Source organism: Burkholderia sp. Bp8984, assembly GCF_003853755.1.
GTDB lineage: Bacteria > Pseudomonadota > Gammaproteobacteria > Burkholderiales > Burkholderiaceae > Burkholderia.
On record NZ_QTQN01000045.1, the window covers coordinates 1 to 25408 of the forward strand.

General features: G+C 66.7%; 23 protein-coding genes and 1 rRNA gene. 7 read left to right on the plus strand and 17 right to left on the minus strand.

The genetic code is table 11. The annotated features are described in order from the left end of the window. Positions 1–1003 (minus strand): 16S ribosomal RNA (locus tag DID98_RS31575); the annotation flags it as partial. Between the two features lie 61 nt (positions 1004–1064). Between DID98_RS31575 and DID98_RS35990 the strand changes: the two genes are divergently transcribed. Further along, positions 1065–1412: a hypothetical protein gene (locus tag DID98_RS35990; protein ID WP_185640912.1), complete on the plus strand. Its 348-nt coding sequence runs from the start codon at positions 1065–1067 to the stop codon at positions 1410–1412. Positions 1413–1526: 114 nt separating this feature from the next. Here the strand turns inward: DID98_RS35990 and DID98_RS31585 are convergent, their stop codons facing one another. Genes DID98_RS31585 through phnS form a run of 7 tightly spaced genes read right to left on the minus strand, consistent with a single transcriptional unit; the run spans position 1527 to position 8818 of the window. Next, on the minus strand, positions 1527–2078 hold the full coding sequence (locus DID98_RS31585) for a phosphonate degradation HD-domain oxygenase (RefSeq protein ID WP_124489365.1): 552 nt from the start codon (positions 2076–2078) through the stop codon (positions 1527–1529). Between the two features lie 4 nt (positions 2079–2082). Continuing rightward, positions 2083–3537 (minus strand): phosphonoacetaldehyde dehydrogenase, encoded by a 1455-nt coding sequence (gene phnY / locus DID98_RS31590; protein WP_044845721.1) that lies wholly within the window; start codon positions 3535–3537, stop codon positions 2083–2085. Then, positions 3534–4844, minus strand: a complete 1311-nt coding sequence (gene phnA, locus DID98_RS31595; protein ID WP_124489364.1) for a phosphonoacetate hydrolase — start codon at positions 4842–4844, stop codon at positions 3534–3536. The genes phnY and phnA overlap by 4 nt, the downstream gene beginning before the upstream one ends. After that, positions 4841–5701, minus strand: coding sequence for a 2-aminoethylphosphonate ABC transport system, membrane component PhnV (phnV, locus tag DID98_RS31600; protein WP_044845723.1), 861 nt, complete (start codon positions 5699–5701; stop codon positions 4841–4843). The genes phnA and phnV overlap by 4 nt, the downstream gene beginning before the upstream one ends. Next, entirely contained in the window at positions 5691–6611 is a 921-nt protein-coding gene (locus tag DID98_RS31605; RefSeq protein WP_124489363.1) for a 2-aminoethylphosphonate ABC transporter permease subunit, read from the minus strand. The genes phnV and DID98_RS31605 overlap by 11 nt, the downstream gene beginning before the upstream one ends. Continuing rightward, entirely contained in the window at positions 6589–7692 is a 1104-nt protein-coding gene (gene phnT, locus DID98_RS31610) for a 2-aminoethylphosphonate ABC transport system ATP-binding subunit PhnT (RefSeq protein ID WP_124489362.1), read from the minus strand. Before phnT ends, DID98_RS31605 begins: the two co-directional genes overlap by 23 nt. Positions 7693–7726: 34 nt before the next feature. Further along, entirely contained in the window at positions 7727–8818 is a 1092-nt protein-coding gene (gene phnS / locus DID98_RS31615; RefSeq protein WP_044845726.1) for a 2-aminoethylphosphonate ABC transporter substrate-binding protein, read from the minus strand. A 255-nt stretch (positions 8819–9073) separates the two neighbouring features. Between phnS and DID98_RS31625 the strand changes: the two genes are divergently transcribed. Then, complete coding sequence (locus DID98_RS31625; RefSeq protein WP_124489360.1) at positions 9074–10183, plus strand: 2-aminoethylphosphonate--pyruvate transaminase; 1110 nt, start codon at positions 9074–9076, stop codon at positions 10181–10183. A 102-nt stretch (positions 10184–10285) separates the two neighbouring features. Here the strand turns inward: DID98_RS31625 and DID98_RS31630 are convergent, their stop codons facing one another. Genes DID98_RS31630 through aroQ form a run of 3 tightly spaced genes read right to left on the minus strand, consistent with a single transcriptional unit; the run spans position 10286 to position 12974 of the window. Then, positions 10286–11626, minus strand: coding sequence for an MFS transporter (locus DID98_RS31630; protein WP_124489359.1), 1341 nt, complete (start codon positions 11624–11626; stop codon positions 10286–10288). A 41-nt stretch (positions 11627–11667) separates the two neighbouring features. Then, positions 11668–12522, minus strand: coding sequence for a shikimate dehydrogenase (locus tag DID98_RS31635; RefSeq protein ID WP_124489358.1), 855 nt, complete (start codon positions 12520–12522; stop codon positions 11668–11670). Next, positions 12519–12974, minus strand: coding sequence for a type II 3-dehydroquinate dehydratase (gene aroQ, locus DID98_RS31640; RefSeq protein WP_044845730.1), 456 nt, complete (start codon positions 12972–12974; stop codon positions 12519–12521). Before aroQ ends, DID98_RS31635 begins: the two co-directional genes overlap by 4 nt. Before the next feature lie 257 nt (positions 12975–13231). On the opposite strand from aroQ, the gene DID98_RS31645 reads away from it, so the two are divergent. Together DID98_RS31645 and DID98_RS31650 are read left to right on the plus strand one after the other, a co-directional pair. Beyond that, the gene (locus DID98_RS31645) at positions 13232–15124 is read left to right on the plus strand and encodes a bifunctional sugar phosphate isomerase/epimerase/4-hydroxyphenylpyruvate dioxygenase family protein (RefSeq protein WP_124489357.1); all 1893 of its coding nucleotides are present in this window, start codon (positions 13232–13234) and stop codon (positions 15122–15124) included. 284 nt (positions 15125–15408) lie between these two features. Continuing rightward, entirely contained in the window at positions 15409–15672 is a 264-nt protein-coding gene (locus tag DID98_RS31650) for a hypothetical protein (RefSeq protein ID WP_059528378.1), read from the plus strand. A gap of 62 nt (positions 15673–15734) precedes the next feature. Here DID98_RS31650 and DID98_RS31655 read toward each other — a convergent pair whose 3' ends face one another. Then, positions 15735–16529 (minus strand): AraC family transcriptional regulator, encoded by a 795-nt coding sequence (locus tag DID98_RS31655; protein WP_044845733.1) that lies wholly within the window; start codon positions 16527–16529, stop codon positions 15735–15737. Between the two features lie 649 nt (positions 16530–17178). Between DID98_RS31655 and DID98_RS31665 the strand changes: the two genes are divergently transcribed. After that, complete coding sequence (locus DID98_RS31665) at positions 17179–18315, plus strand: branched-chain amino acid ABC transporter substrate-binding protein (protein WP_044845855.1); 1137 nt, start codon at positions 17179–17181, stop codon at positions 18313–18315. Between the two features lie 321 nt (positions 18316–18636). Then, complete coding sequence (locus tag DID98_RS31670; protein ID WP_044845735.1) at positions 18637–19947, plus strand: MFS transporter; 1311 nt, start codon at positions 18637–18639, stop codon at positions 19945–19947. Positions 19948–20073: 126 nt separating this feature from the next. Here DID98_RS31670 and DID98_RS31675 read toward each other — a convergent pair whose 3' ends face one another. From DID98_RS31675 to garD, 4 genes are all read right to left on the minus strand, one after another. After that, positions 20074–20511 carry a DoxX family protein gene (locus tag DID98_RS31675; protein WP_044845736.1) on the minus strand — a complete coding sequence of 146 codons (438 nt, stop codon included), beginning with the start codon at positions 20509–20511 and terminating at the stop codon, positions 20074–20076. A 225-nt stretch (positions 20512–20736) separates the two neighbouring features. Continuing rightward, entirely contained in the window at positions 20737–21192 is a 456-nt protein-coding gene (locus tag DID98_RS31680) for an RbsD/FucU family protein (RefSeq protein WP_124524219.1), read from the minus strand. 79 nt (positions 21193–21271) lie between these two features. Continuing rightward, positions 21272–21664 carry a nuclear transport factor 2 family protein gene (locus DID98_RS31685; RefSeq protein WP_124489353.1) on the minus strand — a complete coding sequence of 131 codons (393 nt, stop codon included), beginning with the start codon at positions 21662–21664 and terminating at the stop codon, positions 21272–21274. A gap of 224 nt (positions 21665–21888) precedes the next feature. Beyond that, positions 21889–23442 carry a galactarate dehydratase gene (gene garD / locus DID98_RS31690; RefSeq protein ID WP_124489352.1) on the minus strand — a complete coding sequence of 518 codons (1554 nt, stop codon included), beginning with the start codon at positions 23440–23442 and terminating at the stop codon, positions 21889–21891. 233 nt (positions 23443–23675) lie between these two features. Between garD and kdgD the strand changes: the two genes are divergently transcribed. Then, positions 23676–24590: a 5-dehydro-4-deoxyglucarate dehydratase gene (gene kdgD, locus DID98_RS31695; protein WP_124489351.1), complete on the plus strand. Its 915-nt coding sequence runs from the start codon at positions 23676–23678 to the stop codon at positions 24588–24590. Positions 24591–24708: 118 nt separating this feature from the next. On the opposite strand, the gene DID98_RS31700 is transcribed toward kdgD, so the two are convergent. Beyond that, on the minus strand, positions 24709–25263 hold the full coding sequence (locus DID98_RS31700) for a hypothetical protein (protein ID WP_124489350.1): 555 nt from the start codon (positions 25261–25263) through the stop codon (positions 24709–24711). Between the last annotated feature and the right edge of the window lie 145 nt (positions 25264–25408).

Genomic DNA, 25408 nt, shown 5'->3' on the forward strand with positions numbered 1-25408 from the left:
GGATTCCGACCATGTCAAGGGTAGGTAAGGTTTTTCGCGTTGCATCGAATTAATCCACATCATCCACCGCTTGTGCGGGTCCCCGTCAATTCCTTTGAGTTTTAATCTTGCGACCGTACTCCCCAGGCGGTCAACTTCACGCGTTAGCTACGTTACTAAGGAAATGAATCCCCAACAACTAGTTGACATCGTTTAGGGCGTGGACTACCAGGGTATCTAATCCTGTTTGCTCCCCACGCTTTCGTGCATGAGCGTCAGTATTGGCCCAGGGGGCTGCCTTCGCCATCGGTATTCCTCCACATCTCTACGCATTTCACTGCTACACGTGGAATTCTACCCCCCTCTGCCATACTCTAGCCTGCCAGTCACCAATGCAGTTCCCAGGTTGAGCCCGGGGATTTCACATCGGTCTTAGCAAACCGCCTGCGCACGCTTTACGCCCAGTAATTCCGATTAACGCTTGCACCCTACGTATTACCGCGGCTGCTGGCACGTAGTTAGCCGGTGCTTATTCTTCCGGTACCGTCATCCCCCGACTGTATTAGAGCCAAGGATTTCTTTCCGGACAAAAGTGCTTTACAACCCGAAGGCCTTCTTCACACACGCGGCATTGCTGGATCAGGCTTTCGCCCATTGTCCAAAATTCCCCACTGCTGCCTCCCGTAGGAGTCTGGGCCGTGTCTCAGTCCCAGTGTGGCTGGTCGTCCTCTCAGACCAGCTACTGATCGTCGCCTTGGTAGGCCTTTACCCCACCAACTAGCTAATCAGCCATCGGCCAACCCTATAGCGCGAGGCCCGAAGGTCCCCCGCTTTCATCCGTAGATCGTATGCGGTATTAATCCGGCTTTCGCCGGGCTATCCCCCACTACAGGACATGTTCCGATGTATTACTCACCCGTTCGCCACTCGCCACCAGGTGCAAGCACCCGTGCTGCCGTTCGACTTGCATGTGTAAGGCATGCCGCCAGCGTTCAATCTGAGCCAGGATCAAACTCTTCAGTTTAAACCTGTTACTGTTTTCGGTTCAATTAAGAACCGGTCGCTCACTCAAAGCTGACAGGAATATGAATCACTTCATAAACCTGACTTACTTTAGTGTGAGACTCTTGATACTTTCGCTATCTGATCCGAAGATCAGCTCGCTTCCATCAAGCGCCCACACTTATCGGCTGTTAATTTTTAAAGAGCATTTCTGCGAGGACCCGGAGGCTTTCTCAGCAGCGCTGCGTTTTCAGCAGCAGAGAAGCGAGATTATGAACCGCTTTTTTCAGTTCGTCAACAACTTTTTAACTACTTCGTTGCGACGGCTGGGGTTCAACTTCCTGCACCGCCGAGGCCGCTACGACCCGCCCGACAGCACCGCTTCCCTTCTTCTCCCGCGCTGCGTTTCCGTTAGCGCGAAAGAGGCGTGATTCTAAGCACCTGCCGGCAATCGCGCAAGGGGTTTCGTGAAAAATATAAGGCCCCGCACGCTGCCGCGTGCGGGGCCTTATATTGCGAGGCCTTATATGGATGCAGCCGAATCGTCAGCTCACGCGCACCTGGCGCGCCACGATCTCGATATAGTGATCGAGATCCGGCGTCGCCTTGCCCTCTTCCTTGGCCGCATCGTCCCAGCGGCGCAGTCGCAGCGCGTCTTCCGCGAACGGGCGCTGCAGGAATGCCGCCGTCTCCGCTTCACTGAAGATGCCGCCCTGCAGCGCGAGGCTGCGCACCGAATCCGGCGACAGGCTCTCGAAGTAGCCGGCGTCCGTGCGGCACAGGCAACGCTTCGCGTCGACGTGCAGCCGGATCGGCTCCAGAACCGCGTCCGAAAACAGCGGCCGCAGGAACGGCAGCACGTAATACTGATGCAGGTCGTCGATCCCGCGCGCGCTCGGCGTCTCGCCCTGCCGATTCAGCAAATGCCCCAGGTCATGCAGGAACGCCGCCGCGACCAGCGCCTCGTCGGCACCCGCCTCCTCCGCCAGCAAGCCGCTCTGCAACGCATGCTCCAGCTGCGTGACCGGTTCGCCGCTGTACGCGACATGGCCGTGCTCGCGATACAGTCCGTCGATCTCTTCCACCGTCAATGCCATCCGCTCACTCCCAAGGCAGCGAAAACGTCTTCAGGTTCGTGAAGCTCTTCATCGCTTCCTGAACGCCTTCCTTATAGCCGAGCCCCGAATCCTTGATCCCGCCGAACGGCGACAGCTCGATCCGGTATCCGGGCACCTCCCAGACATTCACCGTCCCGACGTTCAGCTCGTTCACGAACCGCACGACCGCGGCCGTACTGTCCGTACAGATACCCGACGACAGCCCGAACGCCGTCCCGTTGCTGATCCGGATCGCGTCGTCGATCGTGTCGAACGCGATGACGGGTGAAACGGGGCCGAAGGTCTCCTCGCGCACGAGCGTCATCGACGGATCGACGTTGTCGAGCACGGTCGGCGAATAGAGCGCACCGCGCCGCACGTTGCCGGTCAGCAGGCGCGCCCCCTGCGCGACCGCCTCGCCGACCCGGGCCTCGAACAGCCGCGCCGCGACGTCGTCGATCACCGTGCCCATTTCGTTTGCGGGATCGAACGGATCGCCGTACTTCCAGGCGCGCGTCTTCTCGACGAGCAGCTCGGTAAACGCCGGCGCGACCGAGCGCTGTACCAGGATCCGCTTGACGGCCGTGCAGCGCTGCCCCGAATTCCGGTACGAACCGAGCACGGCCAGGGATGCCGCACGTTCCAGATCGGCATCGTCGAGGACGATCAGCGGATCGTTGCCGCCCAGTTCCAGCACGATGCGCCGGTAGCCGGCCCGCGCGGCGATCGCCTTGCCGATCGACACGCCGCCCGTAAAGGTAATCAGCGATGCATGCGGATGCGTGACGAGTTCGTCCGCGATTTCGCGCGGGTCGCCGGTCAGCACCTGCAGCATCGGCTCCGGCAAACCGGCTTCATACAGCAGGTCCGCCAGATAAAACGCCGACAGCGGTACCTTCTCCGACGGCTTCACGATCACGCGGTTGTTGGTCGCGATCGCCGGCGCGATCTTGTGCGCGACCTGGTTCATCGGGTGATTGAACGGCGTGATCGCGACGATCACGCCGTCGAGCGGCTGGCGCTGCGAGAACACGCGGCGCGCCTTGCCGTGGGGCGTCAGGTCGCACGAGAAGCTCTGCGCGTCGTCGCGCAGCGCTTCGACCGACGCAAACTTCAGCACGTCGGCAACGCGACCGATCTCGTAGCGCGAATCCTGTTTCGACAATCCCGACTCGAGCGTGATCAGGTCGGACGCCTCCTCGGCACGCTCGCGCAGCAGCGCGGCCGCGCGCTCGAGGATCTGCGAACGCTCGTAGCGCGTGAGCGCGGGCCGGTATGCCATCGCGTAGTCGAACGCGGCGCGCACATCGTCGACGCTCGCCAGCGGCGCCGTACCGACGCGCGTGCCGGTGTACGGATCGGCGACGTCGAGCACACGGTCGCGCGTCGCGCGCGTGCCGCACCAGCGCAGCGTCTCGGCGCGGAACGCGGGGTGATCCTGTCGAGGGTGAGCCATCATGTCGCGACCCGATTCAGCACGAAATCGAAGACGTCGAAGTTGCGCGGACGACGTGCAGGGTCGTCCCGCTCGATCCGACGGTTGAACAGCAACGGCACCTCCTGCTCGGACACGCCGCCGTGCGAACGCAGCGGCACGGTCAACCCGGACAAGTCGTGTTCGCGCTCGCGCGTGCCGAGCGTCATGTCGCGCCGCGCGATCACGACGAGATCCCCGATCCGGTCGGCCGGCAGTTCGAAGCGCGCGGCCGCTTCCGCGTTGTCGAGTACGAGCTCGACGCCGTCGAGCCCGCCGACGCGCCACATCGCTTCGACCCGGTCGACGCCGGGCGCCAGGTAGACGGTTGCGAACGAGCCGAGCGCGCCGTGGTGCACGACGTACGGATCGGTGATCGGCAAGATCACGCGTGCGGCCCGCACACCGAACCAGCCGTCGAACGCGTCCTGAAGATAGATCACGTTCGGGCGACCCGTGGCCGGATCGTGCTTCGCGTTCATCCCGTGGTCGGCCGTGAGCCCGATCGCCCAGCCGAGCGCATCGAGCTGCGCGAGATAGCCGTCCATCATTGCGTAGAACGCGTTCGCGCCGGCACTGCCCGGCTCGCACTTGTGCTGCACGTAGTCGGTGGTCGACAGATACATCAGGTCGACCTGGCGCGTCTGCGCGAGCCGCACGCCGGCCGCGAACACGAATTCGGACAATGCCGCGCTGTACACGTCCGGCGACGGCAGGCCGACCCAGTCGAGCACGTCGACGATCCCGTTTTCCGCGAGATTCGCCTGCGCGGCCTTCTCGGCGGAAAAACAGATGCCGTTCATCTGCCAGCCGAGCAGCCGGCGCAGCTTGTCCTTCGCCGTGACGACGGCCACCCGCGCGCCGGCGTCGGACGCCGCCGCGAGCAGCGTGCCGGCCCGCAGGTAGGCCGGGTCGTTCATCATCACTTCGGCGCCGCGACCGCCGTCGGCGGCCGGATCCCAGAAGTAGTTGCCGCAGATTCCGTGGACCGACGGCGGCACGCCGCAGACGATCGACAGGTTGTTCGGGTTGGTGAAGGTCGGCACGACGCAGTCGGCGCGCCACGCGGTGCCTTGCGCGATCATCCGGCCGATGAACGGCGCGACGCCCGCTTCCACCGCACGCTCGAGATAGTCGTACTCGCAGCCGTCGACGCAAATGACGACGGTCGGTTCGACCGGTAGCCGGTGGCGTCGGCCGTTGACGTCGACGGAACGTCCCGCGAGATCCGCCGAACCCTTGCCCGCGGCCGATTGCTCGCCGGGCTGTCGCAATGCGAACGCGGCGTTCATGATGCCGCCCGCTTGCCGCGCGGCACGCGCGCGGCGATCAGCAGCAGCGCCGCGAGCGACGCGCCGAGCATCAGCAGCGACAGCGCCGAGGCGGGCAGGTAATAGCCGCGCTCAACCTGGCCGATCACGACGATCGGCACGGTCGCGAAACCCGGCGGGTAGACGGTCAGCGTCGCGCCGAGTTCGCCGAGCGACAGCGCGAAGCCGAGCGCGAGGCTCGCGCGCAGCGCCGGCACGAGCTGCGGCAGCAGCACGCGGCGCAGCACCATCGCGGGCGGTGCACCGAGGCTCGCCGCCGCTTCGCGCAGCACGGTCAGCTCCGGACGCAGCGCGGCGGCCGCGCAGCGATAGCAGAACGGCAGGATCAGCGCGAGCTGCACGAGCACGACGATCGCCGCGGAGCTCGACAGGTCGAGCGGCTTCTGGTGATACGCGATCAGCACCGCGAGCCCGAGCACGACGCTCGGCACACCGTTCGGCACCATCACGAGCGCGTCGACGACCGCGCCGAGACCGCGCCGGTCGCGCCCCTCGAGTGCAAGCGCAAGCCACAGCCCGAGGATCGTGCCGATCGCCGACACGCCGAAGCCGATTTCGAGGCTCGTCAGCAGCGCGTCGTATTCCGGCGACCCGAGCCGCTCGAACCAGCGCAGGCTGTAGCCGGCCGGCAGGATCGTGCCCGACCACTGCGTCGACACGCTCGACAGCGCGACGACGATGACCGGCAGCACGAACAGCCAGAAGCAGGCGAACGCGGCCAGCGCGAGCGCGGCGCGCGACGCATGCTTGAGCAGCGTGTCGCTCCAGCCGATCCGATGACGCGGCACGGCTTGCCCGATATGGAATTCAGCGGACATCGTTCCCTCCCGTCGCACGCCGGTTCACCCGGCGATAAACCGTATAGAGCGCCAGCGACAGCGCGAGCATCACGACCGCGCCGGCCGACGCGGTCGGCAGGTCGAGGTCGACGGTCGCGCTGCTGTAGATCGCGACCGGCAGCGTGACGAGCCGCGCGCTGCCGAGCACGAGCAGGATCCCGAACTCGTTCAGCGTCAGCAGGAAACACAGCACCGTGCCGGCGGCGATGCCCGGCCACGCGATCGGCAGCACGACGCGGCGCGCGAGCATCCAGCCGGACGCGCCAAGGCTGCGCGCCGCTTCGATCAGGCGCAGGTCGAGCGTCGCGAACGACGCGAGCGTCGGCCGCACGACGAACGGCGTATAGAACACGGTCTGCGCGAGGATCACGCCGCCGATGCCGAACAGGAAGTCGAGCGGCGGGTTCTCGAGATGGAACAGGTGCTGCAGCGCGATGCTGATCGAGCCTTGCGAGCCGTACAGGAAGATCAAGGTGAACGCGACGAGGAACGACGGGAACGCGACGTACAGTTCCAGGAAGCGCGTGACGAGCGACGCGCCCGGGAACGGCTTGAAGAACAGCAGCGCGGCCAGCAGCACGCCGAGCACCGATGCGGTGCCGGCGCTCGCGAACAGCACGCCGACCGTCGTCAGCAGCACGTTGCGCGTATCGGGGTTGCCGAAGAAGGTCCGGTATGCGGCGAAGCTCAGCCCGTGATCGCCGGACACGCTCAGCAGCACGAGCCGCACCAGCGGATAGACGACGAGCGGGCCGAGCACGACGATCGCGAGCGCGGCGAGGTGCAGGTCGCCCATGCGCTTGCGGCGCCGCGCGGCGGCGGCATGCGCGGCGGCCGACGCGAGCACGTGCGGCGGCAGGCCGGCTTCAGGGCTCGATAAGGACGACATCGTCTGCCTCGCAATGCAGGGACACGCGCGCACCGCGCTCGGGAGCCGCGCCGCGGCCGCGTTGCATCGTCACGCGCACGGGTTCGTCGGGCGCCGCGTCGATCATGACCGCGATCGACAGGTCCGCGCCCTGCCATTCGACCGACGACACCGTGCCGTGCAGGCCGCCCGCCGCGAGCGGCATCACGGTCAGCCGCTCGGGGCGCACGCACGCGACCTTGCCGCGCACGTCGTGACGCGGGTCGCCGAGCGGGAAGATCACGTGCGGCGGCAGCAGGTTGGCCAGGCCGAGATAACGCGCGACGTAGCCGTCCCGCGGCGCGTCGTACAGCTGCTGCGGCGTGCCGAGCTGCGCGATGCGGCCGTCGCGCATCAGCAGCGCGCGGTCGGACAGCACGAGCGCGTCGTCGCGGTCGTGCGTCACGCAGACGACGGTCAGGTTCGGCAGGCGCTCGTGCAGCGCCTTCAGTTCGCTGCGCACCGATGCGCGCAGATTGGCGTCGAGCGCCGACAGCGGCTCGTCGAGCAGCAGCACGTCCGGCTCGATCACGAGCGCGCGCGCCAGCGCGACGCGCTGCTGCATCCCGCCGGACAGTTGCGCGGGCAGATGGTGGCCCGCGTCGCCGAGTTGCACGAGCTTCAGCGCGTCGGCGACGCGGCGCGTCACCTCCGGCGACGCCATGCCGCGTGCGCGCAGCCCGAATGCGACGTTCTCGAACACCGACAGGTGCGGGAACAGCGCGTAATTCTGGAACAGCAGACCGAGGTTGCGCTTGTGCGGCGGCGCATGGGTCAGGTCGCGTCCGGCCACGGTCAGCGTGCCGGTCAGGCCGTCGGCCTTCACGAACCCGGCGATGAAGCGCAGCAGCGTGGTCTTGCCGCAGCCGCTCTTGCCGAGCACGGTCAGAAATTCACCGGCGCCGATCGACAGCGACAGATCTTCCAGCACCGTGCGTGCGCCGTAGCGCACGCTCAGGTGCTCGATCTGCACGCCGCCCGGCGCGCCGGACCGCAGCGTTGCTTGCGGTTCGGCGGCGCCGAATGCGCCGGGATGGGTCAGGGTGGTTTCCACCGGGTTCATCCTCTTGCTCACTAATACAGGCAGCGTGCGCCGATCACTTCGGCTTGACGACGTCGAGCTGCTTGCCCGAGCTGCCGATCACGTCCTTCTTCCAGCGCTCGATCCACACCGGCTTCTTCGCCATCACCTGGGTCCAGTCGACCGGGATCAGCTTCACGCCCGCGATCGCCTTCTTGACCGCCTCGCCGTTCTTGCCGGCCAGCGGCACGTCCGTGCGGCCCGGGATGCCGTACATGTCCGGCACCTTCGACTGCACGTCGGTCGACATCAGGTAGTCGATCAGCTTCTTGCCGGCGTCCTGATTCGGGCCGCTCTTGATCAGGCCGATGCCGTACGGCAGCTGGAACGTGGTCGGCTGGTCGCCGTCCTTCGCGGCCAGGAAGATCGGCTTGACGGACAGCGCGCCGTGCTCGGCGTCGTCGAGGTCCATCTGCAGGTCGCCGTTCGCGACGCTGATCTCGTTACGCGACAGCAGCACATTCAGGTAGCCGGTGCCCTTCGTGTGGAACTTCACGCTCTGCGACAGCTTCGCGAGGTAGTCGAACGCCTTGTCCTCGCCCATCAGCGACGTCGTCAGGATCAGCACGGCCATCCCGTCGCCGGCGGTCGCCGGGTTCGAGTACGCGACCTTGCCCGCGTAGGCCGGCGACAGCAGGTCGGCGAACGTCTTCGGCTGGTTCTTCACGACGTCCGGGTTGATCGCGAACGAGAAGTAGTTGTTCACGAACGTCGCCCAGGTGCCGTCTTCCGCCTTCGCGATCGCCGGCACGTTCTTGTAGTTCACGCTCTGGTACGGCTGCAGCAGGCCCATCTGGCCGGCTTGCTGGATGAACGGCGGCAGCGTGACGATCACGTCCGCCTTCGGCGAATTCTTTTCGATGTTCGCGCGGTTGACAACCTCGCCGCTGCCCGCCGTCACGATGTTGACCTTGACGCCTTCTTTCTTCTCGAACGCCGGCAGCACATCGCGATAGAGGTTCTCGAGACCGTCCGCCGTATACAGCACGACCGCGTTCGCCGCGTGCGCGGGCATCGCGGCACCTTGCAGCAGACCGGCGGCGCAGGCGGCCAGCGCGAGCTTGCGGAACGCGCCGGCAGCGGCGCGCGAGGAATTCTGCAGTGTCATCTCACTTCTCCGTAGGCGGAACACCAAACGGCCGGGGCACGATCCGGCTCCTTTCAGTCGGACAGACCGACAACCGGCCCGTCTCGCTGCCGCGCTGCAGGTGGTCTCGCGCGGCAACCGAAGGATCACAGCGTTCGATGACAACGCCGTGACGTGTGCCACAATTTCCAAAAAATGACACATTTTGCCAATATCATGCAAGTCATTCAGAAATGCCGCCCTGGCGTTTCATCCGACCTTTGCTGGAGAAAAATCATGTCGGACCCGATTCTGCTCACGCCCGGCCCGCTCACCACGTCCGCCACAACACGCCACGCAATGCAACACGACTGGGGCTCGTGGGACGCCGCTTTCAATCAACTGACGGCGAGCGTCTGCGCGGATCTCGTCACGATCGCGCGCGGCGGCGACGCATACGTGTGCGTGCCGATGCAAGGCAGCGGCACGTTTTCGGTCGAAGCCGCGCTCGGCACGCTGGTGCCGCGCGACGGCGTCGTGCTGGTGCCGGACAACGGCGCGTATTGCGCGCGCATCCTGAAGATCCTCGGCCGGCTCGGCATCGAGTCGATCGCGCTGCCGTTCGGCGAGAACGCGGCGGTCGACCCCGGCGCGGTCGAAGCCGCGTTCGCGCGCGAGCCGCGCATCACGCACGTCGCGCTGGTGCACCTGGAAACAAGTGCCGGCATCCTGAATCCGCTCGACGCGATCGCGGCCGTGTGCCGGCGGCACGGCAAGCGGCTGATCGTCGATGCGATGAGTTCGTTCGGCGCGCTGCCGATCACCCTGGCGGACAGCGGGATCGACGCGCTGATCTCGGCGAGCGGCAAATGCCTGGAAGGCGTGCCGGGGATGGGGTTCGCGATCGTGCGGAGCGCTGCGCTCGACGCGTGCGAAGGCAACTCGCGGTCGCTCGCGCTCGACCTCCACGATCAGTACGCGTACCTGTGCAAGACGGGCCAGTGGCGCTTCACGCCGCCGACCCACGTGATCGCCGCGCTACGCGCCGCGCTCGACCAATACCTGGCCGAAGGCGGCCAGCCCGCGCGCGGTGCGCGCTATGCGGAAAACTGCCGGACGCTGGTCGAATCGATGCGCGCGCTCGGCTTCACGCCGTTCCTCGACGCCGGTGTGCAGGCGCCGGTGATCGTCACGTTCCATGCGCCCGACCATCCGGCCTACGATTTCCGCCGCTTCTACGACGCGGTGCGCGACGCGGGCTTCATCCTGTATCCGGGCAAGCTGACGCAACTCGAGACGTTCCGCGTCGGCTGCATCGGCGCGATCGATGCCGGCGACATCCGGCGGGCGGTCGCGGCGATCGCACAGGCGGTCGAATCGCTCGGGATCACGATGCGGCACGCGTGAGCGCGGCGGCCTGAACCGCTTCGCAGTCGCGAGCGGATACAAAAAAGCCCGGCGACCCACAGGTCGCCGGGCGAACGCACCGAGAGTGCGTGGAGCCGGTGCTTACAGTTCGATCCGCTTGATGTCGCCGACGACGAAGATGTACGACAGCGCACCGATCAACGCGATCACGCCGATGAACACCAGCGCACCGACGAACGAGCCGGTCGATGCGACGATGAAGCCGACGACGAGCGGCGTAATGATGCCGGCCAGGTTCGCCGCGAAGTTGAAGATGCCGCCGGTCACGCCGAGCAGGCCGTCCGGCGCGATGTCGGACACGAGCGTCCAGCCGAGCGCGGCCATCCCCTGCGCGAAGAACGCGACCGACATGATCGCGATCACGGCTTCGTTGCTTTGCACGTAGTTCGCGAGAATGATCGTCGACGCGAGCAGCAGGCCGGCGATGATCGGCAGCTTGCGTGCGAGGTTCGCGGACTTGCCGCGGCGCAGCAACCAGTCGGAGAAGATCCCGCCGAACATCACGCCGACCGACGCGGCGATGAACGGCATGATCGCGAAGAAGCCGATCTTCAGCCAACCCATGTGGCGCTCGGTCGCGAGATAGGTCGGGAACCAGGTCAGGAAGAACACGAGCGTCGAGTTGCCGGCGAACTGGCCGAGGCAGATCCCCGCGAGCTGGCGCTTCTTCAGCAGCTGGCCGGCCATCGCCCAGCTGAACTTGGCCTGGGCGGGCTTGCCGCCCTTGTCGCCGTCCTTGCGCGCGCCGTGCACGAGACCGCCGCCCGCTTCGATGTACGCGAGTTCTTCCGAATTCGCGGCCGGATGGTTGCGCGGCTCGTGATAGAACTTCCACCAGACCAGGCCGAACACGATGCCGACCCCACCGACGACCCAGAACAGCGAACGCCAGCCGAACGCACCCATCAGCGCGAACAGCACGGGGCTGAAGAACGCGAGACCGATGTACTCGCCGACGGTGTAGGTGCCGGTCGCCATCGCACGTTCATTCTGCGGGAACCACGTCGCGACGACGCGGCTGTTGGTCGGGAAACACGGCGCTTCCGTCACGCCGAGGCCGAGCCGGCATGCGAGCAGCGTCCCGACGCCGGGCACGAAGCCCTGCAGGAGCGTGCACAGCGACCACAACGTCATCGACCAGTAATAGGTGATCTTGCTGCCGAAGCGGTCGAGGAACAGGCCGCCGGGCACCTGCATCGCGACGTACGTCCACGAGAACGCAGAGAACATGATGCCCATCACGGCCGCGTTGATGCCGAGCTCCTTGGTGAGCTGCGGCGCAGCCACCCCCAGCACGGTACGGTCGAGATAGTTGATCATCGTGCCGATCGCGAGCAGCGCGAGGATCTTGTAGCGCGCCGAGGTCCGCCGGACCGTACCGGCCGCCGCGGGCGCGGCGTTCGTGTGGGTGGTGTGCTGCATGGTTGTCTCCTGGTCTATTTTTCAGCTGGTCGCTAGAAGGGTCAGCGTGCGACGAGCGACTGAAAGTGTTCGAACATCCGCTCGTCGTCCGGCGTTCGTCCGGTGAAGATCTCGAACGCATCGACGGCCTGGTACACGGCCATCCCGCCGCCCGGCAGCGTCGCGCAGCCGGCCGCGCGCGCGGCGCGGATCAGTTCGGTTTCGAGCGGGAAATACACGATGTCGGCGACCCACATGCCCGCGCGGAGCAGCTCGGCCGGCAGCGGCAGGCCCGGATGCTTGGCCATGCCGGTCGGCGTGCAATGGATCAGGCCGGTCGCGGCCTGCATCGCGGCCGCGAGATCGCTGCCCGGCGTGACCCGGGCGGCCGGGAAGCGCTGCTGCAGTTCACCCGCGAGCGCGGTGGCGCGCGTGCCGTCGACGTCGAAGATCGTCAGGTCGGCGGCACCCATCTGCAGCGCCGCATGCGCGACGGCCGCACCCGCGCCGCCCGCGCCGAGCTGCACGACACGTTCGAGCGACGCATCGGGCAGCCCGCGGCGGAACGACTTCGCGAAACCCGACCAGTCGGTGTTGTGGCCGATCCGCTTGCCGTCCTTGAACAGCACGGTGTTGACCGCGCCGAGTGCGCGCGCGTCGTCCGACAGTGCGTCGAGGTGCTCGATCACGCGCTGCTTGCAAGGATGCGTGATGTTGAGCCCGTTGTAGCCCATCCGCTGCGCGGCATCGAGCAGTTCCGGCAGCGCGTCGGCGCTCACGCCGAGCACGTCCAGATCGATGCGCCGGTACACGTAGCCGAATCCCTGGCGGAAGCCTTCTTCCTCGTGCATCGCGGGCGACAGCGAACCGCCGATGCCCTGGCCGATCAGGCCGATCAGAAAAGACGGGCGGCTCATCGTGCGGCTCCTTGGGCAAAAATGGTCGACAGGCGCTGCAGCGCGAATACGTAGCCTTCGGTGCCGCAGCCGCAGATCACGGCTTCGGCCACCGCCGACACATAAGAGTGGTGACGGAATGCCTCGCGGCGATGCACGTTCGAGATATGCACCTCGATCACGGGTTTCGCGATCGCGGACAGCGCGTCGGCCAGCGCGACCGACGTGTGCGTGTAGGCGGCCGGATTGATCACGATGCCGTGCGTGTCGTGACGCGCGGCATGCAGCCAGTCGATCAGCTGGTGCTCGGCGTTCGACTGGCGGAAATCGATCTCCAGCCCGAGCCCGTCGGCCGCCGTGCGGCAACGCTGCTCGAGGTCGGCGAGGGTTTCCGCGCCGTAGATATGGGGCTCGCGGGTCCCCAGCAGATTCAGGTTCGGGCCGTTCAGCACCAGCACCTTGTGCTTGCTCATGGTGTTTCTGCTCCTAAAACAGGGGCGAATCGCTAGTCGACTTCGCCCTCTGACGTCAAGATTTGGCGCTAGTGTGCGCTTGCGCAAGCGCAATGTCTTTTCGGGTTTTCGCTAATTTGTACCACCTAGTTAGTTTGTATAATTTCACTCACTCCCCTAGTAAATTCGGGATATGGCGCTCACCGGTAATTCAACGACTGGTTCATTCCGGCCCGATCCGGCCGACGCCACACCCCGCTCATCCGCAGGATTCGCCCATGCAGCGCTCGATCGCCACCGTGTCACTGTCCGGCACGCTCGCCGAGAAGCTCGCCGCCATCCAGGCCGCCGGCTTCGACGGTGTCGAAATCTTCGAGAACGACCTCGTCTACTTCGACGGATCGCCCGCCGACGTGCGGCGCATGGCCGCCGATCTCGGCCTCGACATCGTGCTGTTCCAGCCGTTTCGCGACTTCGAGGGCGTGAGCCCGGCCCAGCTCGCCCGCAATCTCGACCGCATCCGCCGCAAGTTCGACGTGATGCACGCGCTCGGCACCGACCGCATCCTGGTGTGCAGCAGCGTGTCGCCCGACACGATCGCGGACGACGCGCTGCTGGTCGACCAGCTCGGCGCGCTCGCCGAAGCCGCGCGGCAGGCGGGCGTGGTCGCCGCGTACGAGGCGCTCGCGTGGGGCCGCGTCGTGAACCGGTACGGCCATGCGTGGCAGCTCGTGAACGCGGTGAACAACCCGCACCTCGGCCTCGCGCTCGACAGCTTCCATACGCTATCGCTCGACGATTCGCCGGACGCGATCGCCGACATCCCGGGCGACCGGATCGCGTTCGTGCAGATCGCCGATGCGCCGAAGCTCGCGATGGACGTGCTCGAATGGAGCCGTCACTACCGCTCGTTCCCCGGCCAGGGCGACTTCGACCTCGCGCGCTTCACCGCCCGCGTGATCGAGTCCGGTTACAAGGGGCCGCTGTCGCTCGAGATCTTCAACGACGGCTTCCGCGCCGCGCCGACCGCGATCACGGCCGCCGACGGCCACCGCTCGCTGCTCTATCTGGAAGAACTGACGCGCGCGCGACTCGCGCAGGACGGCCGCGCGCCGGCCGCCGACCAGCCGCTGTTCGCGCCGCCGGCACCGCCCGCGCACGTCGGGTTCCAGTTCATCGAATTCGCGGTCGACGCGCAGGCGGCGGCCACCGTCGGCGAATGGCTCGGCCGGATGCGGTTCCGGCTCGCAGGCCGTCATCGGTCGAAGGACGTGACGCTGTTCCAGCACGGTGCCGCGTCGATCGTGCTGAACGCCGAGCGCGACTCGTTCGCCGACGCGTTCTTCCAGCAGCACGGGTTGTCGCTGTGTGCGTCGGCGTTCCGCGTCGACGATGCGAAAGTGGCATTCGAGCGCGCGGCCGGCTTCGGCTACGCGCCGTTTTCCGGGCGCGTCGGCCCGAACGAGCGCGTGCTGCCGGGCGTGCAGGCGCCGGACGGCAGCCTCGAATACTTCGTCGACGAGACGCCGAACGCACCGACGCTGTATGAATCGGATTTCGTGCTGACCGACATCGACGGCCCGAGCGAGGTCGGCCCGCTGACGGGCATCGACCACGTCTGCCTCGCGCTGCCGGCCGACGCGCTCGACACGTGGATCCTGTTCTTCAAGACCGCCTTCGGCTTCGAGGCCGAGCGCAGCTGGCTCGTGCCCGATCCGTACGGCCTGATGCGCAGCCGCGCGGTGCGCAGCACGGACGGTTCGGTGCGCATCGCGCTGAATGCGTCGGTCGACCGTCATACGGCCGTCGCCGAATCGCTCGACCGCTATCACGGCACAGGGCTGAACCACGTCGCGTTCCGGACCGACGACATCGTGAAGACGGTCGCCGCGTTCGCGGCCGACGGCGTGCCGTTCCTGCGGATCCCGCCGAACTACTACGACGATCTGGCCGCGCGCTACGCGTTGCCGGACGAGCTGATCGACACGCTGAGCGCCCACCACCTGCTGTACGACCGCGACGAAAACGGCGGTGAATTCCTGCACGCGTATACCGAGCTGGTCGATAACCGCTTCTCGCTCGAAATCGTCGAGCGGCGCGGCGGCTACGACGGCTACGGCGCGGCCAACGCGGCTGTGCGGCTCGCCGCGCAGGCCCAGCGCAGGAAATAAGGGAGCAGGCAATTTCGTCCAGGGGTCGAATCGAATGAGAAAAACACGACGACCCTGCGACGCGCGCCGCGCGACCGCACCATCGTGGTGAATCCCGCCGCGGCGCCCGCCCGGCAAGGCCGGCCGCCGGCGGCCGGAAACGGCCGCCCGGCGGGCGTTACATCCGGTAACGCACACCGCACCGCAACATCCGCGCGACCCCGGCGGTTTTAAGAATCGCTTAAGTCTCCGACGGCACCATCCGCAACCAGTACCCGACGGATATCCCGAAAAGGAGGACAGCGATGAGCGCCGTAGATGCACCCGCGGGCCGCCCGGCCGCCCCCCCAGTGAAAAAGACGATGCTGCGCCGTTTGCTCAGCCATCATGAAATCGCGACGCTGCTCGTGCTGCTGCACGCACCGATCGGCGCGAACGCCAAACCCGAATTGCCCGCGCTGCAGGAAGCCGGCCTCGTCGAGATGATCAAGCTCGATGCCGACACGGCGCCGAGCTTCCGGCTGACCGAAGACGGCACGGCCGTCCTGAAAGGGCTCGGCTACCGCTGAGCCGCCGCACGCCGAATCCCGTCTCGCCCCTTCAGATCCGCCGGCCCGGCCGGCGCGTCACTTCACCCTGCCCGGTCCTGCAGCATCAGCCGGTATTCCGTCGGCGTCACGCCGACCGTCGCCTTGAACTGGCGCGTGAACGCGCTGTGATCCGTATATCCGCATAGCGCCGCGACGTCGGTCACCTTGTCGTGCGTGACCAGCAGCGCCGTGGCCGCATCGAGCCGCGTCTTCAGCAGCACCTGGCGCGGCGTCAGGTGAAACACCTTGTGGAAGTAGCGCTCCAGCTGCGCGACCGACATCCCCGCCATCTGCGCGAGCTGCTTCAGGTTCAGCGGCTGCACGTAGTGATCCTGGATGTGCTGCACCACGTCGGCGAGCTTGCTGTAGGCTGGATGCGAGCCCTCGTGCGCCTTCAGGTCGCGCGAGATGCCCGCGAGGCCGACCACCTTGCCGGCCGCGTCGCGCAGCGGCTCCTTGCAGGTCAGGCACCAGCCCGGCTGGCGGCCCGGATACAGATGCAGCTCGAGCTGGTCCATCAGCTGCTGGCCCGCGGTGATCGTCGCCATGTCCTGCTCGAAATAGGTCTTGCCGAAGCGGCGCGGAAACACTTCGTCGGTCGTCTTGCCGAGCAGGTCGCGCTTGTCCTTGTAGCCGCAGCGCATCGCCAGCGTGCGGTTGACGAGCGCATAGCGCCCGTTCGCGTCCTTCACGAAGAACGCGACGTCGGGCAGCGCATCGAACACCGGCTCGAGCAGGCGGAAGTGCGCGAGCATCGCGCCGAGATCGGCGTTGTCGGGCTGGTAGCGCAACGTATCGGACAGGCTCATGGGCGGTGCGGCAAGCAAGGTCGTCATCCCGGCATCTGCGAAGGGGGTGGCTGATGGCGTCGATTATAGGAGCGCCGTCTCGAACGCGTCGTGGCGATCGGGCGGCCCGGCGAATGGCGGCAAGCGCAACCCGCCGTCGCTCGGCACCGATCGGGCGATTCGCATGGGCCGGCAAGCACGTCATGCGCCGTGCGGTTGTGCGCGCAACCACTGCGCCGCACGCACGTCCGGCGGGCACGATTTCGCATCGGCAGGTTGCCTGGCGTCGCGCACGGCCGGCGCTGCCGACGCTATCGGCTCACCCCGCCGGCGCCGAGACTACGCGCGCCCGAACCCGCCATCCTAAAAATGCCGGCGTGTCGCGTCTTGGCGCGTTTGCGCACTCGTCATGACGATTTCAGCATATATCAGGGTTATCGACGATATGCCGAAATCGTCGCCGCCCGCGCTCCGAACGCGCAAGACGCGCGCATTTTCGCTACCTAGACTTCGATCAACGGTTACGAGACGACATCCCGCCGCCGCCGCGCACGCCGATTCCGGCACAACCCGCGCAGCGCATGGCACACCCCGCACGGCTTTCGGAAAGGCCTGCAACCCGATACGTCTCGCCCGGTTTACCGCGCCGGCCAGCTGGCCGGCGGCGGCCCAACCATGCCATCAAGGGGAAGTGAAAGTGAAGCTGAAGGTATCGCACGTCGCGCTGGCTGCTGCCTGCGCACTGTCGGGCGCACACGCCATCGCCGCCGACGTCGTCAAGATCGGTTTCGCCGCACCGCTGACGGGGCCGCAGTCGAACTACGGCTCGGACATGCAGAAGGGCGTGCAACTCGCGATCGCCGATTTCAACGCGACGAATCCGACGATCGGCGGCAAGCCGGTCACGTTCCAGCTCGACTCGCAGGACGACCAGGCCGACCCGCGCACCGGCACGACGGTCGCGCAGCGGCTGATCGACGACAACGTCCGCGGGGTCATCGGCCACTTCAACTCGGGCACGAGCATTCCGGCGTCCGACCTGTACGATCGCGCGGGGCTGCCGCAGATCTCGATGGCGACGTCGCCGCAATACACGGCGCGCGGCTACAAGACGACCTACCGGCTGCTGACGAGCGATGCACAGGCCGGCCGCATCGTCGGCACGTATGCGGTGAAGACGCTGCACTTCAAGCGCATCGCGATCATCGACGACCGCACGGCCTACGGCCAGGGCATCGCCGACGAATTCGCGAAGGCCGTGCAGGCCGCGGGCGGCACGATCGTCAAGCGCGACTTCACGAACGACAAGGCGCTCGACTTCTCCGCGATCCTGACCAACCTGAAGGGCATCAACCCGGACGCGATCTTCTACGGCGGCGGCGATGCGCAGTCGTCGCCGATGATCCGCAAGATGCGCCAGCTCGGGATGAAGTCCGCCTTCGTGACCGGCGAGATGTCGCGCTCGCCGACGTTCCTGAAGGTCGGCGGCGACGCGGCCGAAGGCGCGATCGTCTACATGGGCGGGCTGCCGAAGGAAAAGATGCCGGGCTTCGCCGGCTACGCATCGCGCTACAAGGCACGCTTCAACGAAGACGTGATCACCTATTCGCCCTACTCGTACGACGGCACGATCGCGCTGCTCACCGCGATGAAGGACGCGAACTCGACCGACCCGAAGGTCTATACGCCGTATCTCGGCAAGGTGTCGATCAAGGGCGTGTCGGCCCCGAGCATCGCGTACGACGCGAAGGGCGACCTGAAGGATGCGCCGGTGACGATCTACAAGGTCGAGCACGGCGCGTTCAAGCCGGTCGACACGATCGCCGGCAACTGATCGCGCAGACCCTGTCACACGCGGCGCGGCAAGCGGTGCTCCCGCCTGCCGCGCCGCGTGCGTTTCGGGCTCGACGAAGTTCGAAGCATGCCTCGGCGCGGCCCCGCGCGCGCGCATTTCGCGCTCCTGTAGAATCCCCCCACCCGCTTTGACGCTTCGTCTGCGTCGTGCCCCATCCCGGTGCGACGGTGCGTGTCACATGCCCCATCCGGCATTCGACGCACGCTCGACGACGCAGGCCGCGCCTTGCCAGTCCATGCCGATAGCGGGTTCTGGAGACGCAGCACCGACAACTACATTCGAAAACCGATCGTCCTGACCATGCAAGCTTCCGAATTGAGCGGCGTGCCTCGCGCCGCCGAACGCGCGCTCACGCGCAGCGACTACAAGACCCTTGGCCTTGCCGCACTCGGCGGCGCCCTCGAGTTCTACGACTTCATCATCTTCGTGTTCTTCGCACCCGCGATCGGGCAGCTGTTCTTCCCGCACGACATTCCCGACTGGCTGCGCCAGTTGCAGACGTTCGGCATCTTCGCGGCCGGCTATCTCGCGCGCCCGCTCGGCGGCGTGATCATGGCGCACTTCGGCGACCTGTTCGGCCGCAAGCGGATGTTTACGCTGAGCGTGCTGATGATGTCGGTGCCGACGCTGCTGATGGGCCTGCTGCCGACCTACGACTCGATCGGCATCCTCGCGCCGGTGTTGCTGCTGCTGTTCCGCGTGCTGCAGGGCGCGGCGGTCGGCGGCGAAGTGCCGGGCGCATGGGTGTTCGTGTCGGAGCACGTGCCGTCGCGCCACATCGGCTACGCGTGCGGCACGCTGACCGCGGGCCTTACGGCCGGCATCCTGCTCGGCTCGCTGGTCGCCGCGGGCATCAACAGCCGTTACTCGGGCGCCGAAGTCACCGCATTCGCGTGGCGCATTCCGTTCCTGCTCGGCGGCGTGTTCGGCCTGTTCTCCGTGTACCTGCGCCGCTGGCTGCACGAGACGCCGGTGTTCGCCGAGATGAAGGCGAAGAAGGCGCTCGCGGCCGAGATTCCGCTGAAGGCCGTGCTGCGCGACCACGGCCGCGCGGTGATCGTGTCGATGCTGCTCACGTGGATGCTGTCCGCGGCGATCGTCGTCGTGATCCTGATGACACCCGCGCTGCTGCAGAAGCAGTTTCACCTGACGCCCGCGACCACGCTGTTCGCGAACAGCGTCGCGACGCTGTGCCTGACGGCCGGCTGCATCACCGCCGGCTCGCTCGCGGGCTGGATCGGCGCGAAGCGCGTGCTCGGCATTGGCGGCCTCGTGCTGGCCGCGTGCTATTACCTGCTGTTCGCGCAGGTCGCGGCCGACGCGTCGACGCTGCCGCTGTACTACGGGATCGCCGGCTTCATGGTCGGCACGATCGGCGCGGTGCCGTTCGTGATGGTCAAGAGCTTCCCGCCCGTCGTGCGCTTCTCGGGCATCTCGTTCTCGTACAACGTCGCGTATGCGATCTTCGGCGGCCTCACGCCGGTGATCGTGTCGCTGATGATGAAGTCGAATCCGCTCGCGCCGGTCGTGTACGTCGCGGCGATCTGCGTGCTCGGCGCGATCGCCGTGCAGTTCTCGAAGGATGCGAAGGACCCGAAGGACACGCGCTGAACGTCGGCGCGCACGCGCCCGCTGGATGAACAAAGGGCCGAATCCCGCGGCGTGCGGGATTCGGCCCTTTTGTTTGGGCTTCAGCGCGGCGACGTGCGCGCGTCGCGCCGTTCAACCGGGTTCAATTCAGCGCAGCGCGCCGTACGACGAACTCGGCCGGCGCAGCGCGTCGATGCTTGCGCCGCCGGCGCCGGTCACGAACAGCAGCAGGAAACCGCCGGCGATCGCGACGTTCTTCCAGAAGTGGATCACCATGTCGTGCTGGACCGCGGCGTCCGTCGCGTCCCAGAAATTGTGTCCGACCATCGCGGTCGCGATCGTATAGAACGCCATCAGCAACGCGAGCGGCTTCACCTTGTAGCCGACGATCAGCAGCAGCCCGCCGAGCGCTTCGATCGTGACGACGACCGGCCCCGTCACCTGCGGATAGGGCACGTTCAGCCCGTGCAGATAGCCGATGAAATCGCTGTAGCCGAGCAGCTTCATCACGCCGCCCCACAAGAACAACGCCGCCAGCGCCAGGCGCGCGAAAAAAATGACGCCGGAATCGACGGAACGCGTCATGCCTCTCTCCTCGTATGCAATTCGGCCGTCCGCACGAGGCGTGCCCGTGCGGTTCGGGGTCGCGCGGCCCTGCCGGGCCGGCGGCAAATGGGCCAGCATAGAGGGTCTTTCCGCGGTGTCCAAGAAAAAGGTTGTAGCAAATCTTTACACTGCGGCGGTCATTCACGCGCGGCGGCACCGCGAAACACGGTGTTCGGCCCTGGCGGATAGATAACGGAACAGGCCCTAACCGGCGTCGCTCAACAGCACGCCTTTCTTGAAGATGAAACAGCCGTAGCCGCGCGACTCGCCGGTGACGATCACCGCATACGCCTGCTGCGCGCGCTCGTAGAACGCGAAACGGTCGACGCCCGTGAGCGGCACCGCGCGCCCTTCCGCACGATCGATCTCGGCCTGCACTTCGCGCTGCACGGGCGGCACCGCGGCCGGATCGCCGACGACTTCCATCCGCCAAGCGGGTGTGTCGACGAACGTGTCGAGCGGCAGCACCGATAGCACCGCGCGCGCGACGCGCGCCGAGTCGGCGCCGTCGATGCGCAGCGCGCGGCCGACCACCGTGTGCTCGGCGACGGATTCCGCCGGAAAATTCGCATCGCAGATCACCACTTCATCGCCGTGGCCCATCGCGCGCAGCGCGTGCAGGATGTCGGCGTGCAACAGCGGATCGAGATTCTTCAACATGTGGGAAAGGCTCCGGGATCGGGAACGAATTGCATAACGTTACCCGATCCCGGCCGCCGCCGGGCATGCGTCGCTCGCATCACGACGCCGCGGCCGGCATTTCGTCGATGAAACCCGTGACCGACTTCAGGCGGCCCGACGCATCGACCGTGCCGAAGTCCGAACCTTTCACGACCGCCGCGCCGTCGGGCGACACGAGCGCCCACGAGAAGCGCAGGTGCTGGCCGAACCCGTCGACGTCGGTCGTGCGGCGAAAGCGATACGCGGGGAAACGCTCCTGCACCGCGGCGATCATCGTCTCGATGCCCGCATGGCCGTCGCCGGCCATCAGCGGATCGCGATAGGCCGCGTCGCTCGCGTAGGTCGCATCGATCAGCGCGCGCCGGCGTGCGGCGTCGGGTTCGTTCCAGGCATCGAAATAGCGGTCGATCAGGTCGGCGTGAGCCGACTGGGCGGTTTCGGCGGTGTTCATGGCGAGGCTCCTTGTGTCGATGGGGGGACGATGTCGCAAACGTTTCGTGTTCGCGTGCCACCATCGTCGCCGGCCTCGCGTGGGCGGTCGATTACGTGCGAGGTAAGGAATTCGTGCCGGCCGCGGAAAATACGCATGCGCCGAACCGCGAACCCGCCGCCACCATCAAAAACGGGCGCCCGAAGGCGCCCGCATCGCATCGTCTGCCGCCGTCGCGGCGCGCGTCAGGTCACCGGCGCCGGATTGAACAGCGTCAGCGCATTCGCGAGCTTCCATTGCTCGGCCCACGTGCGGCGCTTGCCGCTCGCGACGTCGAGCATCAGCCGGAACAGTTCCCAGCCCACGTCCTCGATCGACGCCGCGCCAGTGGCGATCTGCCCCGCGTCGAGATCCATCAGGTCGTGCCAGCGGCGCGCGAGATCGCTGCGCGTCGCGACCTTGATCACCGGCACCTGCGCAAGGCCGTACGGCGTGCCGCGCCCCGTCGTGAAAACGTGCAGGTTCATTCCCGCCGCGAGCTGCAGCGTGCCGCAGATGAAGTCGCTCGCGGGCGTCGCCGCGTACAGCAGCCCCTTCTGCCGCGCCCGGTCGCCGGGGCGCACGACGCCCGCGATCGGCGCGCTGCCCGACTTCACGATCGAGCCCATCGCCTTCTCGACGATGTTCGACAGGCCGCCCTTCTTGTTGCCGGGCGTCGTGTTCGCGCTGCGGTCGACGCGGCCGCGCTGCAGGTAGCGGTCGTACCAGTCCATCTCGCGGATGATCTCGCGGGCGACGTCCTCGTTCGCCGCGCGCGACGTGAGCTGCGCGACGCCGTCGCGCACTTCCGTCACCTCCGAGAACATGATCGTCGCGCCCGCCCGCACGAGCAGGTCGGCCGCGAAACCGACCGCCGGGTTCGCGGTGAGCCCCGAGAACGCGTCGCTGCCGCCGCACTGCACGCCGACGACGAGATCCGACGCCGGGCAGGTTTCGCGACGGCGGCGGTTCAGCCGCTCGAGATGCGATTCGGCCATCTTCATGATCGAGTCGATCATCGAGTTGAAGCCGACGTGCGCGGCGTCCTGCAGGCACACGACGCCGCCGTTTTCCGGCGCGCCGTCGGCCGCCACTGGAATCGAGCCCGGCGGCAGCAGGCGCTCGGGCTGCAGCTTCTCGCAGCCGAGGCTCACCGTCATCACCTCGCCGCCGAAGTTCGGATTCAGGCTGATGTTGCGCAGCGTGCGGATCGGAATGTCGGCATCGGGCGCATCGATCGCGACGCCGCAGCCGTATGTGTGCTCGAGCCCGACCACGTCGTCGACGTTCGGGTAACGCGGCAGCAGTTCGTCCTTGATCCGCTTCACCGCATGCTCGACGACGCCCGACACGCATTGCACGGTCGTCGTGATCGCGAGGATGTTGCGCGTGCCGACCGAGCCGTCGGCATTGCGGAAGCCCTCGAACGTATAGCCTTCGAGCGGCGCCAGCGGCGGCGCGGCACGCGTGGCGAGCGGCAGGTCGTCGAGCCCCGGCGGCTCGGGCATGCGCATCGTGCGCTCGTTGACCCAGCTGCCGCGGCGCAGCTCGACGAGCGCGTAGCCGATCACGACGTTGTAGCGGACGATCGGATCGCCGGCCGCGAGGTCGACCAGCGCGACCTTGTGCCCTTGCGGCACGCCTTCGCGCAGCGTCAGGCCGTCGGCGAACGTCGCGCCCTCGGGCAGGCCGCCGTCGTTGACGACGATCGCGACGTTGTCGTCCGGATGCACGCGGATATAAAGCGGGGAAGCAGTCATCGGAATTCCTGGGAGGCTACCGGTCAAATCGTTAGTCATCATATGACATTCGACACCAAGCCGCGATGCTGCGTAAACCCTTATCCGGAAAGACCCTATCTCTCGCCGGCCGGCAAACCGCTTGCGCCGCGCTTTTCCGCGTTGTACGATGACATACAACGACATCGCCAATATGGCCCGGATGCCGTACCCGACGAACCCATCAGCACTCGCGCTGGACGGACGACCCAACCATGACTTCACCGCAAGAACTCAAACAGATCATCTCCCACGGCCTGCTGTCGTTTCCGCTGACGGATTTCGACGCGGACGGCAGCTTCCGCCCGGCCACCTATGCCGAGCGTCTGGAATGGCTGGCGCCGTATGGCGCGACCGCGCTGTTCGCGGCCGGCGGCACCGGTGAATTCTTCTCGCTCACGCAGCGCGAGTATTCGGACGTGATCCGTGTCGCGACGGAAACCTGCAAGGGCAAGGTACCGATCCTGGCCGGCGCCGGCGGCGCGACGCGCGTCGCGATCGAATACGCGCAGGAAGCCGAGCGCCTCGGCGCGAGCGGCGTGCTGCTGATGCCGCACTACCTGACCGAAGCCAGCCAGGAAGGCATCGCCGAGCACGTCGAGCAGGTGTGCCGCGCGCTGAAGATCGGCGTCGTGGTGTACAACCGCGCGAATTCGAAGCTGAATGCCGACATGCTCGAGCGCCTCGCCGATCGTTGCCCGAACCTGATCGGCTTCAAGGACGGCGTCGGCGAAATCGAGAGCATGGTCACGATCCGCCGCCGCCTCGGCGACCGCTTCGCGTACCTCGGCGGCCTGCCGACGGCCGAAGTCTACGCGGCCGCGTACAAGGCGCTCGGCGTGCCGGTGTACTCGTCGGCCGTGTTCAACTTCATCCCGAAGACGGCGATGGAATTCTACGAAGCGATCGCGAAGGACGACCACGCAACGGTCGGCCGCCTGCTCGACGAGTTCTTCCTGCCGTACCTGAAGATCCGCAACCGTCGCGCGGGCTACGCGGTCAGCATCGTGAAGGCGGGCGCGAAGCTCGTCGGCCACGACGCCGGCCCGGTGCGCGCGCCGCTCGTCGACCTCACCGACGCCGAAATGGCCGAACTCGACGTGCTGATCAAGAAGATGGGGGCGCAGTAAGCGGCAGGCTGACCAACGGCACGCGATCCGGTGCGTGCCGGCCCGCGCGGGACCGGCGGTTCCGCCCGGCGCCTCCCTTTCGACGGCCGCCCCGTGCTTCGCGGGCCGGCCGTTTTCATTACATCTGTGCGATGGTTCCGACGATCCGGTAGCGCAGGCTGCCGAGCCTGAGACGGGTCGCGGCGATATCGGTGCCGGCCGCCGACCGCCGGAAGCGCGTGTTCGGATCGTCGGCGAGAATCTGATCCAGCACGTCGGGATCCACGACCACATCGAAAAACCGGCCGAGCGTGAGCGTCGCATACTGTTTCGCGGTCGCGAGCTGGCTGTTGGCCTGCATCAGCGCCTCGGTGCGCAGGCCCGGATCGCGTTCATCGATGCTGCGGCGATGCTTCAGCGCAAACACCAGCGCCTCCATGTCCAGCCGGAACCGCTTGACGGCCTGGCCGAACCTGAGCGAATGCGGATCGGCGCCGGTGACGGGCCGCCCCTGATTGATCGTCACGTCGAATTCACTGCCGCCCAGGTCGCGCTGCAATTCGAACAGCGCATTGGCCAGCACGCGCCCTTCGCTGGTCTCGCCGATCTGGGTGCGCACCGATTTCGCGACGTCGCCGATCGCTTTCCACAATCCGGCCGCGAACAGGTGGTCGCCACGCTTGCTGATATTCATCGGAGGGCTCCTTGTTGGTTTTTGTCGGTCTCTCAGGCTCGCCTGCGGACCGGCGGGTCCGAGGCCTCGCTAATGTAGGAGAAATTCCGGCGGCGTGGAAGCCGCCATCCATCTCGTCAAGGCGGCGCATCATGAGAAGCATCAT

Bases quoted from the DNA above. Each gene is read 5' to 3' on its own strand.
- DID98_RS31625 (WP_124489360.1), top strand. From the start codon at position 9,074: ATGTCGGACCCGATTCTGCTCACGCCCGGCCCGCTCACCACGTCCGCC.
- DID98_RS31700 (WP_124489350.1), bottom strand. From the start codon at position 25,263: ATGAATATCAGCAAGCGTGGCGACCACCTGTTCGCGGCCGGATTGTGG.
- DID98_RS35990 (WP_185640912.1), top strand. From the start codon at position 1,065: ATGAATCACTTCATAAACCTGACTTACTTTAGTGTGAGACTCTTGATA.
- DID98_RS31675 (WP_044845736.1), bottom strand. From the start codon at position 20,511: ATGACGCGTTCCGTCGATTCCGGCGTCATTTTTTTCGCGCGCCTGGCG.
- DID98_RS31630 (WP_124489359.1), bottom strand. From the start codon at position 11,626: ATGCAGCACACCACCCACACGAACGCCGCGCCCGCGGCGGCCGGTACG.
- garD (WP_124489352.1), bottom strand. From the start codon at position 23,442: ATGACTGCTTCCCCGCTTTATATCCGCGTGCATCCGGACGACAACGTC.
- phnS (WP_044845726.1), bottom strand. From the start codon at position 8,818: ATGACACTGCAGAATTCCTCGCGCGCCGCTGCCGGCGCGTTCCGCAAG.
- DID98_RS31655 (WP_044845733.1), bottom strand. From the start codon at position 16,529: ATGACGACCTTGCTTGCCGCACCGCCCATGAGCCTGTCCGATACGTTG.
- phnA (WP_124489364.1), bottom strand. From the start codon at position 4,844: ATGAACGCCGCGTTCGCATTGCGACAGCCCGGCGAGCAATCGGCCGCG.
- DID98_RS31645 (WP_124489357.1), top strand. From the start codon at position 13,232: ATGCAGCGCTCGATCGCCACCGTGTCACTGTCCGGCACGCTCGCCGAG.
- phnV (WP_044845723.1), bottom strand. From the start codon at position 5,701: ATGTCCGCTGAATTCCATATCGGGCAAGCCGTGCCGCGTCATCGGATC.
- DID98_RS31685 (WP_124489353.1), bottom strand. From the start codon at position 21,664: ATGAACACCGCCGAAACCGCCCAGTCGGCTCACGCCGACCTGATCGAC.
- DID98_RS31635 (WP_124489358.1), bottom strand. From the start codon at position 12,522: ATGAGCCGCCCGTCTTTTCTGATCGGCCTGATCGGCCAGGGCATCGGC.
- DID98_RS31670 (WP_044845735.1), top strand. From the start codon at position 18,637: ATGCAAGCTTCCGAATTGAGCGGCGTGCCTCGCGCCGCCGAACGCGCG.
- phnT (WP_124489362.1), bottom strand. From the start codon at position 7,692: ATGAACCCGGTGGAAACCACCCTGACCCATCCCGGCGCATTCGGCGCC.
- DID98_RS31605 (WP_124489363.1), bottom strand. From the start codon at position 6,611: ATGTCGTCCTTATCGAGCCCTGAAGCCGGCCTGCCGCCGCACGTGCTC.
- phnY (WP_044845721.1), bottom strand. From the start codon at position 3,537: ATGATGGCTCACCCTCGACAGGATCACCCCGCGTTCCGCGCCGAGACG.
- DID98_RS31650 (WP_059528378.1), top strand. From the start codon at position 15,409: ATGAGCGCCGTAGATGCACCCGCGGGCCGCCCGGCCGCCCCCCCAGTG.
- aroQ (WP_044845730.1), bottom strand. From the start codon at position 12,974: ATGAGCAAGCACAAGGTGCTGGTGCTGAACGGCCCGAACCTGAATCTG.
- kdgD (WP_124489351.1), top strand. From the start codon at position 23,676: ATGACTTCACCGCAAGAACTCAAACAGATCATCTCCCACGGCCTGCTG.
- DID98_RS31585 (WP_124489365.1), bottom strand. From the start codon at position 2,078: ATGGCATTGACGGTGGAAGAGATCGACGGACTGTATCGCGAGCACGGC.
- DID98_RS31680 (WP_124524219.1), bottom strand. From the start codon at position 21,192: ATGTTGAAGAATCTCGATCCGCTGTTGCACGCCGACATCCTGCACGCG.